This is a genomic window from Streptococcus pluranimalium, assembly GCF_047785745.1.
GTDB lineage: Bacteria > Bacillota > Bacilli > Lactobacillales > Streptococcaceae > Streptococcus > Streptococcus pluranimalium_B.
Window position 1 is genome coordinate 1 of record NZ_JBLOJT010000048.1, and the last position, 12,764, is coordinate 12,764.

Genomic DNA, 12,764 nt, shown 5'->3' on the forward strand with positions numbered 1-12,764 from the left:
TAGCTGGCAAATCATTTCCAAACGTTGGGTTGTTGAGCGAACCTTTGCTTGGTTGAACCACTCTCGAAGATTGGCTAAGGATGTTGAAAAATCGGTATCGTCAGAGGTTGCTTTTGTCAAACTATCACACATTAATCGTCTTTTAAGGGCTTTATAACTTTGTGAATACAGGTTCTAAGAACTGGTTCCCTAACTTTAACAAATATTTGGTTGTTTCGGATTGTGCTGTCGGTGGTCGCGTTGTCTATGGACAAGAACAGGATGTCAAAGGCAACTTTACTGTCGAAGACTTAGTTAATATCTCAGGCGTTTTAAGCAAAGATGGTCAAGAAATTGATAAGGGAACATCAGCAGAAGTGCTAGGAAATCCTTTGAACTCGATTACTTGGTTAGTTAAAAAGTTAGCCAGACACGGTAAAACCTTCAAGAAAGGACAGCAAGTATCAAGCGGAACCTTCATTATTCCGCCACATTTGGAAAAAGGCTTATATCGTGTTGATTACGGTAGTGGTGTCGGTTTTCTAGAGTTAACTGTTACCGAATAATCCCTGAAAAAATCAGAAATATTCTGGTCTTTTTGATGATTAAGTAGTTTTAATTGACTTTAGTTCTCGGGAGAACTATAATAGTTCTAAATTAGTTCTTACGAGAACTAATCAAATTTACCTATCAGAGGAAGTCAATTATGTTTCTAGCTTTAAATGAAATTAAACATGCTAAATTAAGATATGGTCTTATTTTAGGCTTGCTTTTTCTAATCGCTTATCTTATGTTTTTTTTAACTGGATTAGCTTTCGGTCTTATGCAAGATAATCGTTCTGCTGTTGATAAATGGCAAGCTGATACAATCCTTTTAAACAAGGAAGCCAATGATCTTTTATCTGCTTCAACCATCTCAAGAGAGGATATTGATAAAGTCAAAGCAGATAACTTAGCACTTTTAAGTCAAATGGCAAGTTCAGCCTGGACAAAAAATGATCCTACAGACGATGAAAAAGAAAAGGTCTCTTTATTTGGCATAGAAAAGACAAGTTTTCTAGCACCAAACATCACTCAAGGTCGTCTTTTCAAAAACGACAAGGAAGTGGTAATTGACCAATCGCTTGCTCAAGAAAGTGATTTTAAGATAGGGCAGAAGCTTCATCTAGCCAGCACTGATAAGACCCTAAAGATTGTAGGTTACACCGACAATGCCATGTTCAGTGTAGCACCTGTTTTATATATGAATCATAAGGCTTTTAATCAAGTCAAATATGGAGAAGATAGCTCTAAATCACCAATTAATGCTCTCGTTGTAAAAGGTAAAGCAACTGATTATCCCAAGGATTTGAAACGTTTAAAAATAGCTGATTTCATTAAAAAGTTGCCTGGATATAATGCCCAAAACTTGACTTTTGGATTTATGATTGGATTCTTGATTATCATTGCTTCGGTTGTTATCGGTATTTTTATGTATGTTTTGACCATTCAAAAAGCACCTATTTTTGGAGTTATGAAAGTTCAAGGGATTTCCAGTAGTTATATCGGTGGAGCAGTAATGTCTCAAACCTTCTTGTTGAGCCTTGTTGGGACTAGTTTGGGGCTCTTGGGGACTTGGCTCAGCTCCCTTGCTCTACCTGCAGCAGTGCCGTTTCAGAGCAATTGGACACTCTATGGAGCTATTGGTTTAGCCTTGATTATTTTCGCACTTTTGGGAACATTATTCTCTGTCAGATCGGTTTCCACAATTGATCCCCTTGTTGCCATTAGTTAGAAAGGATAAGCATGTCAGTATTAAGCTTAAAAGGAGTCACTAAGTCTTTCAAAGATGGCTCTAAAACGATCACAGCTCTAAAAGAAACTAACTTTCAAGTGGAAGCAGGAGAATTTGTAGCTATTATTGGACCATCTGGTTCAGGAAAATCAACCTTTTTAACTATTTCTGGTGGTCTGCAAACACCAAGTAGTGGTGAGGTTCTTATCAATAACCATTCTTACTCAGGCTTATCTGAGAAAAAGCGTTCTAAACGACGTTTTCAAGATATTGGATTTATTTTACAAGCTTCAAATTTAGTACCCTTTTTGACTGTTAAACAACATTTGCAGTTAGTGGATAAAATCAATAAGTCTAGTCGTCCCGAAGTAGCGGAAGAGCTTTTAAATGATCTCAGTATTTCACATCTAGCGGATAAATTGCCCGAAGGATTGTCAGGAGGTGAACGCCAACGTGTGGCTATCGCACGCGCTTTATATAATGATCCTGTCCTAATTTTAGCCGATGAACCGACAGCTAGTTTGGATACGAAGAGAGCCTATGATGTTGTTAAACTCTTGGCTAAGGAAAGCAAAGAAAAGAATAAAGCTATTATTATGGTCACACATGATAAGCGGATGATTGCAGAGTGTGATAAGGTCTATGAGATGCAAGATGGAGTTTTGCGAGATGTTAGCCATTCACATTAAAAAGTGTTGCTTAAAAACACTTTTTTTAGTAAACTATATGTAGTTTATAAGCTACATATAGGAGAAAAAGATGTTTTTAGGGATTCGATTAAAAGAGATACGGATTCAGAAGAAGTTTTCACAAGCTAAAATTGCAGATTTATTAGGGATTTCAAGGCCATCATACACTAATTGGGAGCTTGGTAAGACAAGACCCAACCAAAAGCATTTACAACATTTAGCTGATATTTTGGAGGTTTCTCCCTCTTATTTTGAATCAGAACACGACATTGTTGACATTTACTTACAACTTAATAACGACAATAGACAAAAAGCTGTCGCATATAGCAAATCATTATTGCAACAACAGAGCATTATTCCGATTTCACATGCTAAGCGAGAATTATATGCTTACAAGGTCTACGAACACTTATCAGCAGGTACTGGTTATACATATTTTAATGATGGGAATTATGATGAAGTTTTTTACGAAGAACGTTTTGACCATGACTTTGCTTCCTGGGTGTTTGGAGATTCTATGGAGCCAACCTACTTAAATGGCGAGGTTGTTTTGATTAAACAGACTGGTTTTGACTATGATGGAGCCGTCTATGCCGTAGATTGGGAGGGACAAACTTATATTAAAAGGGTCTATCGTGAAGAAGAGGGGCTACGCTTAGTATCTATCAACCGCAAATACGCTGATAAGTTTGTCCCCTATGAGGAAGACCCACGTATTGTCGGAAAAATTATCGGACACTTTATGCCAGTAGAAGGCTAATTAGAGGTTAGAAGGAGTATCAGAACTTAGGAATTTCCACTATTCTCTGATAGAAATGACAATAGTGAAAAACTCTTAACTATTAAGAAAAGGTTTTCAAAAATGTTAGACAATTCACATAACCTGTGATATAATGTATTCATAAAAAGTTTTCAGGAGGATTTCTTATGAAAAACAAATTAATTTATGGAACTTTACTTTTTGGTTCGTTGTTAACACTTGCTGCTTGTAGTAGCGATACAGCAAAAGAGGCTTCAAAAACAGCTGACACAGCCAAATCTGAAGTAAATAAAAAAGTTGAAGATACTAAAAAAGCAGTTAGCGATGCAATTTCAGATGATTTAAAAGATGGTACTTATAAAGCTGAGTCAGATTACGACTCACATGGTTGGAAAGTTGTTCATACTATCACTGTAAAAGATGGTAAAATTACAGAATCTGACTTTGGTTATGAAAATAAAGATGGTCAGAAAAAAGCTGATGATGAAGAATACAACCAAAACATGAAAGAAAAATCAGGTGTTTCTTCTAAAGAAGCTACAGAACAGTTGAACAAAGAACTGGTTGAAAAACAAAATGTTGATGAAGTAGAAGCTGTTTCAGGTGCAACCCACACATCAAGTAATTTTGAGGAATCAACTAAAGCATTGCTTGCAGCAGCAGAAGAAGGTCACACTGAGACCGTCACCATCGAATTACCTGCAGAATAATTGCAGATCTCATACAGTTTGGAGTGAAACAAGTTCTTTCTTATCGAAATGAGGACTTGTTTCACTTTTTTCTTGTGATATTCTCACTATGTAGAAAGGAAATCGGAAGTAATGAAACATAAGTTGAGCCCATTTCTTATCCTCCTTGTCTCGGTATTGCTCTTAATAGGATGTCAAAAATCAGCAAGCAATGATAATAGTTTATCTGTTGTCAAAGATCCTGAAACACGTACAGAGTCCCTATTGCATACTGTTGTTCAATTAAGCATCTACCATGAGAATCAAGAAAAAGTTATGGATGAAGCCATTGATTATATCAAAGAAATGGAAAAACTCTTATCAACTAACCTCAAAGGTGCGGATGTTTATAGAATCAATCAAGCTGCTGGGGAAAAAGCGGTTAAAGTGGATCCCAGAACATTTGAAATCATTGAAGCAGCTCAAGATATGTCAAAAGATAGTCACGGTAAATTTGATGTCTCAATCGGTGCCGTAACCAATCTTTGGCGAATTGGCGATGACCTTGCTAGGGTGCCAGACGATCAAGAAATCAAGAAGGCATTGCCTTACATCAACTATAAGGATATTACCTTAGACAAAAAGAAGAAGACCGTCTATATTAAAAAAGGGATGACCTTAGAACTTGGAGCTATTTCAAAAGGCTATATCGCTGATGGGGTCAAAAAAATCTTTAAAAAATATGGCATTACAACAGCTATTATCAATTTAGGAGGTAATGTCCTCACCCTTGGAAAGTCACCGAATGATCCTGAGGGGTGGAATATCGGTGTACAAAATCCAGACGAAGTTCGTGGGGATACTGTTGGTTCAGTTCACGTTAAGGACAGTTCTATCGTGACTTCTGGTATCTATGAGCGCTACATCGAAAAAAATGGCAAACGTTACCACCATATCATGGATCCTAAGACTGGCTATCCCGTGGAGAATGATATTTCTGGTGTAACAGTCTTCACAAAAACGTCCCTTCAGGGAGATGAATTATCTACTTCTTTATTTCTATTAGGCATTAAAGACGGCATCAAGATGATTGATGGGATGGATGGTGTCGAAGCTGTCTTTATTGATAAAGAGAATGGGATTCACATTAGTAAGGGACTAAAGGATGACTTTGTATTAAGAAATAAGGAGTACCACCTTGTCACCGAAAAATAAACAACTTACCTTACCAATCTTTCTTGAATTTGTTGAATTACGAACAAAAGTAGCTAGTGTCTTTCCTATGATTATTGGGATCTTGTGGGCAGTCTTTCATTATCATCACTTTAACCTGCTAAATACTTTCTTATTTGTTTTAGCTGTTCTGAGTTTTGATATGTGTACCACAGCTATCAATAATACTATGGACTATAAAAAGGCAGTTGATCTAACTTATCAGAAGGAAGATAATGTTATTGGTAAACACAATCTTGATTATCCCCAAATGATCAACATTATTTGGGGATTGCTAATCTTTGCGTCACTAATTTCTTTGGTCTTAGTTTATCGGACGGATACCCTCTTACTCCCCATTGGAGGGATTTGCTTTCTCATTGGGATTTTCTACACCTTCGGACCATTCCCTCTCTCTCGTTTACCACTTGGAGAACCTTTTTCCGGGGTCACCATGGGATTCGGCATTTTCTTTCTAGCAATTTTTATTCAACATCCTGACACTTTGTTAGCTAGCCATTGGTCAGGACCGTCAATGACTATTGATTGGGATTGGCTTGAAACTGTTAAGATATTTTACCTAAGCTTACCATTTGTCTGCCTTATCGCAAACATCATGTTAGCCAATAATCTTTGTGATTTTGAGCAAGACCTTAAAAATGAACGACAAACACTGGTCTATTACATTGGCAAAGAAAATGGTGTAAAACTCTATACTCTTTTAAGTATTTTGCCATGGGTAGTCTGGTACTTAGGTATTGTTTTTGGCCAAATACCTCTAATTGGGGTAGCAGGAGTCGTTATTATACCACTATACGCAAAACATCTCAGAGCCTTTCAAAAAGAGCAGATAAAACATCTAACCTTTGTCATGTCCATAAAAAACTTCGTTCTCTTTTCAATGATGTATCTTGTCACCCTACTAATAGCCATCATTTTTCATCTTTAAGAAAAACACTCATTTCATAGTCTACTGTCTTAAAAAGCTGGACAAATAATCACGAAAAGGACTAGTTCTGTATTGCACAGGACTAGTCCTTTTAGCTTTGTTTGTACCCTTATATTATTTTTATTATGAATTTCCGCTTGCTAGTTTTTATATTTTTTGATAAACTTAAATAGTTAACTGGTTAACTTAACGGTGAGAATAAAATCCTAACGATATCTTACGGTGAAAAATGATCATCAAATAAATCGTATCTAGAATAAAAAAACAAAGTTTTAGCAGTTCTCAAATATAGTGAATCTAAAGTTACAGTGTCTTAACGTTGATTTTTATCATAATGATATTCATCCTTACCAAAAGACATAACATTGGATAGAACAAGATACTAACTTATTTTGTATTCTAATAAAAATTTGCCTATTTGTTGTGTAAAAGATATTGTTAAGTATTTTGATAGTATCGTAAAAGGATTACGATTTCAAAAGATTAGGAGTTGATGGAATGAGAAAAATAAGGGTTAAGGCATGTATTTGTTTGATAATGATTAGCATTGTTTTTTTAGGCGCTTGCAGCCGTGGTGATACTGTTTTGAATCCCAAGAAAAAAGAATTATCAATTGTAACGAGCTTCTATCCTATTTATGCTATAACTCAAGAAATTGCTGGCGATATAAATGATGTTCGTATGATTGGTTCAAAAAATGGCATTCATTCGTTCGAGCCTTCGCCTGCTGATGTTAGAGCCATTAATGATGCAGATGTTTTTGTGTATCATTCAAGCACACTAGAGGGTTGGACAAAAAATCTAAAAGAAAACTTTGAAAAAACGACTGTTAAAATCATTGAAGGTACTGACGGTATCCAATTACAGAAAGTTAAAGGTCTTGAAGACATCGAAGCAACAGATGGTATCGATGAAAAATCTTTATATGATCCACATTCCTGGTTAGACCCACAACTTATTTCAGATGAAGCAGGAATCATCGCTGAAAGACTTGGTGAAATCGATCCCAAGAATAAGCAAAAATATCTTGATAATGCCAAGGCATTCCAAAATAAGGCTTTGGAGCTGCTTGCTAAATACGACAAGCGCTTCAAAAATATTAAGAAGCGTACGTTTGTAACGCAGCATACAGCATTTAGTTACATTGCTAACCGCTATCAGTTGAATCAATTAGGTATTTCTGGTATTGAGGATGAAGAGCCAAGTCCACGTCGAATTGCTGAGATCTTAGAGTTTGTTAAAGAAAATAAGGTTAAAACCATTTTTGCAGAACCTCAGACGTCTAATAAGAAAGCAAAAGTTATCGCAGATGCAACAGGTGTGGAAGTCAAAACATTAGATCCATTAGAAGCGGATCCTCAAAATGATAAGACCTTTTTAGAAAATCTAGATAAAACATTAAATACAATTGCAAATGATTTAGCAGAAAAGTAGCCCATAGAGCTTTGTTTGCTTGAAATATAATTGTTTTCCAAAACTAAAACCAGAAATTGGGGAACACTTTATTTTTTCTACTAGTAATATGAAGAAGAAAGTAATTAGTATAAACACAAAACAGCAATGAACAGCAAGTTATTGTGGTCATTTAAGATGATCGATAATCACATAATCATAAAGCTTGGATAAACTAATAGCAGCAATAGATTGGATCGTATTCAATCACTGATCTTGCTTTCTGACAAAAAATAAAATGGAAATGTCTGAGATTTCATCTCACTTCCAAGATATCTCAAAATAGGTAAGAAAACACCATGTCATATAGTGGTACTCTTTAATAAAATGAAAGGAATAAATGATACAATGACTATTAAACATAAAAAAGCGCTGGCAATCGGTAGCCTATCTGCCGCCTTATTATTAGGTTCTGGTTTTGCTATCACTGCCTATCAAGCCAGAGATGATAAAGGCATTAAGTATATTGATAGTGTGGAGCAAATTGCTAAAGACGATTCTGCCAGTGGAACTGCAGCTGAACAGACTAAAAAATTAAACGCTGAAGAAGGTATTGATGCTGAGCAAATCGTTGTTAAAATTACAGACGATGGCTATGTCACATCACATGGTGACCATTTCCATTACTATAGCGGTAAAGTTCCATTCGATGCCTTAATCAGTGAAGAATTGCTTATGGACGATCCTAACTATCAGTTACGACAATCTGATATTGTTAGTGAGCATAAGGATGGTTTTATTATTAAAGTAAATGGTCAATACTACCTATACTTAAAAGATCCCAATGTTCGAGATAGTGTCCGTACCAAGGAAGAAATAAAAGAGCAACAAGCTTCTAATGGTAAAAGTGGCAGCAGGGGAAAAGCTAATAAGTCAGACAATATCTTCTCTGGTTCAGGACATCGGAATGCACAGGGGCGTTACACCACCGACGACGGCTATGTCTTTACACCTGAGAGTATTGTTGAAGATACTGGAGATGCTTTCATTGTTTCACACGGAGACCATTTCCACTATGTTCCAAAAGGTGATTTAGCAGGTTGGGAATTAGCAGCAGCTAATGCTTACCTTAAGGGAGGTAGTAAAAAAGTAACAGCAGTGTCCTCTACTGGTCGTGGAGGTAATGCCAATGCACCTGTTACTAAACCGATGGTTGTTAAGGATAAGAACGGTAACAGTGTTCATCTTGGTGATAGTTATCCTAATAAGGATAATGCTAATTATGGTACTGGAAATGTCTCAAATGGTGGCGCACATATCTCCCACAGTCATAACCCTTCCTCTAATAATCAGTTGTCTTACTTAGAACAAAAATTAAATGCTTGGTACAAATTACCAAAGAATAGACGACATACTGAAAAAGATGGCTTAGTATTTGATCCACGTCAAGTAACAAAGAAGAAAAATTTTGGTTATGTTATTCCACACGGAGATCATTTCCATATCATCCCGTTTAATCAATTAACACGAGAAGAAATTGAAGCTACAGAAGCTGTACTGAGTGCTAAATTAAATGGGCAAAAGATACCATCAGCTAACGACATCAGTAAGCGACACAATAGCAACCATAAGCATAAAGACCAAACAAACAATAAGAAAACACCTCCTAAAGCTAATAATACCAAACAAAATAAGCCAGCTAAGACATCAGATAAGCCTAAAAATAAATCAGACCAAGTCGTTAAGAAAGTTATCCACACTTTCTTAGGTAAGGAAATCGAAGCTAGTCCAAAAGGTTTTGATGGTAAACCTTATGATACAGACGATGGTTATGTTTTCTCTAAAGGCTCTATTGTTGAAGTTGATAGCTCTGGAGTTACTGCAAAGCATGGCAATCATTTTCATGAGGTTCCATTTAGAGAGCTTGAGCAGTATGAACTAGATCAAGTTGCCGAATGGGTAACAGAAAATAACGAAAAAGTTGCTATCGAAGAAGATAAGCAAGTTAAAAAAACTAGCCAAAAGCCAGTCTTTGATGCAAACAAAGTCATCAACAAGAAAGATGGCTCATTCATCCTTCTTAAGGATGGCAAAGAATATATCTATGATGCGAAACAATTAGATAATACACAACGTGCATTTGCAGAATTAAAACTCGCTGAATTAAAAAATGGAGACTATAAATATGATATTGTTGCACCAAAAGAAGGTGAATTAGAGCCAGGACTATATGTCAATCTCGATGATATTCCACTCCATGCGGAAAACGCAACAGTTGATTTAGGAGATCGTTTTGTTATTCCTCATATTGATCATATACATATCGCCTTTTATAAAGATATGAAGAAGGAACAGATTGCGACGGTTAAATATCTCATGCAACATCCTGAAGTACGACCTGATGCTTGGACTGACCCTGGGCATGATGACAAAAAACCATCTAATACCAGCAAAATCAAATACATCGCTGGATCAACTCCAAACGACCAGCGTGCAGGTATGAAAAACTGGCAAATTATTCATACCATTGAAGAAGTACAACAAGCACTTCAGGAAGGACGTTATGCAACAAATGATGGCTATATCTTTAATCCAGAAGATATTCGTGACTCACAAACTATGATTTGGGAAAACTCAGTTGCTGTTCCCCGTGCGAAAGGTGGATCATTACGTACCATTTCATTTACACAATTATCTGAATCTGAATTAACAGAAGCTAAGAAGATTATAGAAGAAGTCAAGGCTGAACGTGAGAAAGAAAACTATAAAGGACACTGGGATAAATCCATCGTTAATAAAGTAAACTTTCCACTATTTAAACCAGAATCTCAAGATAATGAGGCCGACAGTTCAGATAACCAAGATGAAAGTACGGCATCGGGAGATCAAGGAGATCAAGCAACTGATGTTCAAACGGAGCCTAATGTCGAAAAACAGACATCAGAATCAACAAATGAAGACGATGGCGTGGTAGAAGAAGATGCAACGGCAATAGAATAGGTTACTCTCCTATTCTCATGCTAAGACTACTTTTGCCAATCATTTTTACTGAGACAGTACTCCTTTTTAGGCTACTGTCTTCTTTTTTTGATTTTTTAACGATAACATCACTCACTCCATTAGACATACCAAGTTGTGATATATCACAGAGTTTCATAAAAATAACGGTAAATGACATGGAGGGGTGTGTTATTTAATGTTATAGGCTTGATATTTTGAAAATACTAAAAAAGGATTTAGTCCTATGTCATTTAAAACTAAGAACCTGTATTCATAAAAAATGTTAAACTAAAGATATGGCACGAAAAGCATATGATACTGATTTAACCGATCAAGAATGGGCTCAACTTGAACCCTATTTCTCCAAACACCGCACCTATAAATGGTCTAAACGCGAACTTGTGAACGCAACCTTGTATATCACTAAAACAGGCTGCCAATGGCGCATGCTCCCTCATGATTTCCCTCCTTAAGCTTATCTAAATCAATGATTGTATCTACAATTGCTAAATTACTTGGTCGATGTGTAATCATAATTGTCATTTTGTTTTTAAAAACAGTAAGAAGTTCTTTTAGTATGAGTCCCTCTGTTACTTCGTCTAAAGCGGATGTTGCCTCATCCAATATAATTATATTTGCTTCTGAGAAAAATATTCTTGCAAAAGCAATTCTTTGCTTCTCCCCGCCTGAAACAGTCGTGTTACTTATTGTTGTATCCAAGCCTTCTGGAAGTTTTTCAAAGAATTCTGACAATTGACATCGCCTCAATGCCTCTATGATACGCTCATCATCAATCTGTTTATCAAAAATAATATTTTCTCTCAACGTTCCTGAGAAAATTGGACTTTCTTGTGAAAGATAAAAAACTTGATCATAAAAATCATTTAAGTTTATTTCTGAAAAATCTCTTTCATCTATATAAATTTTTCCTTCAGATTGCTTTAGCAATCCTAAAAAAGTCTTAATCAAAGTTGATTTTCCAGAGCCACTTTTACCAACAATTCCATAAATATTACAATCTCTGAAAGAATAATTAAGCCCTGATAAGATATTTTTATTGTCAATATGAACGCTGACACCTGAAAAATCTACCCGTGAAACTCTTTTGACCCTTACTCCCGAATTTAGATGCCTATCGTCATCCATTTCAAAAAATTCTTTTAGTCGATTGAACGAAATAATATCTAAGTTATATTGAACAAAAATAACATTAAAGATAGCTATTGGATTATAAATACGGTCAATATAAATAAGAAGAGCTACCAAACTACCAATACTAACCGTAATATATCCTGAAAAGAATAGTCCGACTGTTACAATCTTAATAATAGCCACTAAGAGAGCAAAAACTCCAAAGAACATTTCATGGATCATGGTCATATGTGTTAAACCTGAGACGGTTTCATTAGACATGACTCCATAGTTGGCTATTTCCCGCTTATAAAGTTTATTTATTCTAAAGGTAACCATTTCAGTTATCCCACGAATTAACGTATGATTCATTTTCTCCTCTGAAACTAATGAAGTCTCCTTCAAAGATTGTAAAACTTTCAACAAGTACTTTGTCAGTATGAAGACAAAAACATATCCAACGGCAATTGGAATAAGCAATTTAATATCAATTAAGGCAATGAAAAATAAATTGAATAGTGTTTCTGGCAATAATTCTCTGATAAGTCTAGTATAAAAATTTAAATAAACATTCCTTCCTGCTGAGGATCCGGCTTCTACTTTTTGAAGTAGTTTTCCTGAATTAAGTTGAGTATAATTGATATAAGAAATTCTACTAATTTTTTCAAGAGCTTGTTTTTTCAGAAAAAAATAAATACCATGATATAACTTTGTACTTGGATTTTGATCTAAATAAGAAAGAATAGGAACAAGAACAATTGTTATAGCGTACATAAATAGAATAAATGGATCAAATTTTGAATTGTGAGAATCTAATAATTCTTGAAAATAAAAAGTATTGATAGATTTAAGTAAAGCAATAATTATCCCTAAAATAGAATATAATAATAAGTTTCTCTTAAATCTTTGCCATATTTTATTTTTCATATAATACCCTCTAATATTTTCTATTCACACAACTTAAAAACTTCGTCTCTATATTTAAATGAGTTTTTAAATTTTCCACTTGAATAATATGTTGTGGTTGAAGAATTACCAACTTTTATTCCTCGTGCTCTCATACAAGAATGCTCCCCTTCTACCTTAACAATGACATCATCTGACGACAAAATATTAACAAGAATTTCACATATATCTTTTCCTATTCTTTCCTGAATTTGCAAACGCCTACAAACCAAATCAGAAATTCTAGCAATCTTAGATAAACCAA

Annotated in this window: 11 protein-coding genes and 2 pseudogenes; 11 read left to right on the plus strand and 2 right to left on the minus strand. The window is 35.3% G+C overall.

Annotated elements, in window-relative coordinates; translation table 11 throughout:
- The 11 genes and pseudogenes from ACMZ6U_RS06335 to ACMZ6U_RS06385 form a co-directional block, all read left to right on the plus strand.
- A pseudogene (locus ACMZ6U_RS06335) lies at positions 1–104 on the plus strand (IS5/IS1182 family transposase); the annotation flags it as partial.
- 57 nt (positions 105–161) lie between these two features.
- The gene (locus tag ACMZ6U_RS06340) at positions 162–545 is read left to right on the plus strand and encodes a hypothetical protein (protein WP_416107214.1); all 384 of its coding nucleotides are present in this window, start codon (positions 162–164) and stop codon (positions 543–545) included.
- A gap of 140 nt (positions 546–685) precedes the next feature.
- Positions 686–1,753, plus strand: coding sequence for an ABC transporter permease (locus tag ACMZ6U_RS06345; RefSeq protein ID WP_416107216.1), 1,068 nt, complete (start codon positions 686–688; stop codon positions 1,751–1,753).
- 11 nt (positions 1,754–1,764) lie between these two features.
- A complete protein-coding gene (locus tag ACMZ6U_RS06350; protein ID WP_416107218.1) occupies positions 1,765–2,442 on the plus strand; it encodes an ABC transporter ATP-binding protein in 678 nt (225 codons plus the stop codon).
- A 70-nt stretch (positions 2,443–2,512) separates the two neighbouring features.
- A complete protein-coding gene (locus ACMZ6U_RS06355) occupies positions 2,513–3,202 on the plus strand; it encodes an XRE family transcriptional regulator (RefSeq protein ID WP_416107220.1) in 690 nt (229 codons plus the stop codon).
- A 167-nt stretch (positions 3,203–3,369) separates the two neighbouring features.
- Complete coding sequence (locus ACMZ6U_RS06360) at positions 3,370–3,912, plus strand: FMN-binding protein (RefSeq protein ID WP_416107222.1); 543 nt, start codon at positions 3,370–3,372, stop codon at positions 3,910–3,912.
- Between the two features lie 111 nt (positions 3,913–4,023).
- The gene (locus ACMZ6U_RS06365) at positions 4,024–5,085 is read left to right on the plus strand and encodes an FAD:protein FMN transferase (RefSeq protein WP_416107224.1); all 1,062 of its coding nucleotides are present in this window, start codon (positions 4,024–4,026) and stop codon (positions 5,083–5,085) included.
- A complete protein-coding gene (locus ACMZ6U_RS06370; RefSeq protein WP_416107226.1) occupies positions 5,069–6,031 on the plus strand; it encodes a 1,4-dihydroxy-2-naphthoate polyprenyltransferase in 963 nt (320 codons plus the stop codon). The genes ACMZ6U_RS06365 and ACMZ6U_RS06370 overlap by 17 nt, the downstream gene beginning before the upstream one ends.
- Before the next feature lie 498 nt (positions 6,032–6,529).
- Positions 6,530–7,465, plus strand: a complete 936-nt coding sequence (locus ACMZ6U_RS06375; RefSeq protein ID WP_416107228.1) for a metal ABC transporter substrate-binding protein — start codon at positions 6,530–6,532, stop codon at positions 7,463–7,465.
- A gap of 366 nt (positions 7,466–7,831) precedes the next feature.
- Positions 7,832–10,423, plus strand: coding sequence for a pneumococcal-type histidine triad protein (locus ACMZ6U_RS06380; protein WP_416107230.1), 2,592 nt, complete (start codon positions 7,832–7,834; stop codon positions 10,421–10,423).
- Positions 10,424–10,719: 296 nt separating this feature from the next.
- Positions 10,720–10,893 (plus strand): annotated as a pseudogene (locus tag ACMZ6U_RS06385) (transposase); the annotation flags it as partial.
- On the opposite strand, the gene ACMZ6U_RS06390 reads toward ACMZ6U_RS06385, so the two are convergent.
- Together ACMZ6U_RS06390 and ACMZ6U_RS06395 are read right to left on the minus strand one after the other, a co-directional pair.
- Entirely contained in the window at positions 10,847–12,481 is a 1,635-nt protein-coding gene (locus tag ACMZ6U_RS06390; RefSeq protein ID WP_416107232.1) for an ABC transporter ATP-binding protein, read from the minus strand. The pseudogene ACMZ6U_RS06385 and the gene ACMZ6U_RS06390 overlap by 47 nt on opposite strands.
- Positions 12,482–12,501: 20 nt before the next feature.
- A partial coding sequence (locus ACMZ6U_RS06395; protein ID WP_416107234.1) for a GTP cyclohydrolase I occupies positions 12,502–12,764 on the minus strand: 263 nt, incomplete at its 5' end.

Coding starts and splice junctions, on each gene's coding strand:
- ACMZ6U_RS06345 (WP_416107216.1), top strand. CDS start 686: ATGTTTCTAGCTTTAAATGAAATTAAACATGCTAAATTAAGATATGGT.
- ACMZ6U_RS06350 (WP_416107218.1), top strand. CDS start 1,765: ATGTCAGTATTAAGCTTAAAAGGAGTCACTAAGTCTTTCAAAGATGGC.
- ACMZ6U_RS06355 (WP_416107220.1), top strand. CDS start 2,513: ATGTTTTTAGGGATTCGATTAAAAGAGATACGGATTCAGAAGAAGTTT.
- ACMZ6U_RS06360 (WP_416107222.1), top strand. CDS start 3,370: ATGAAAAACAAATTAATTTATGGAACTTTACTTTTTGGTTCGTTGTTA.
- ACMZ6U_RS06365 (WP_416107224.1), top strand. CDS start 4,024: ATGAAACATAAGTTGAGCCCATTTCTTATCCTCCTTGTCTCGGTATTG.
- ACMZ6U_RS06375 (WP_416107228.1), top strand. CDS start 6,530: ATGAGAAAAATAAGGGTTAAGGCATGTATTTGTTTGATAATGATTAGC.
- ACMZ6U_RS06380 (WP_416107230.1), top strand. CDS start 7,832: ATGACTATTAAACATAAAAAAGCGCTGGCAATCGGTAGCCTATCTGCC.
- ACMZ6U_RS06390 (WP_416107232.1), bottom strand. CDS start 12,481: ATGAAAAATAAAATATGGCAAAGATTTAAGAGAAACTTATTATTATAT.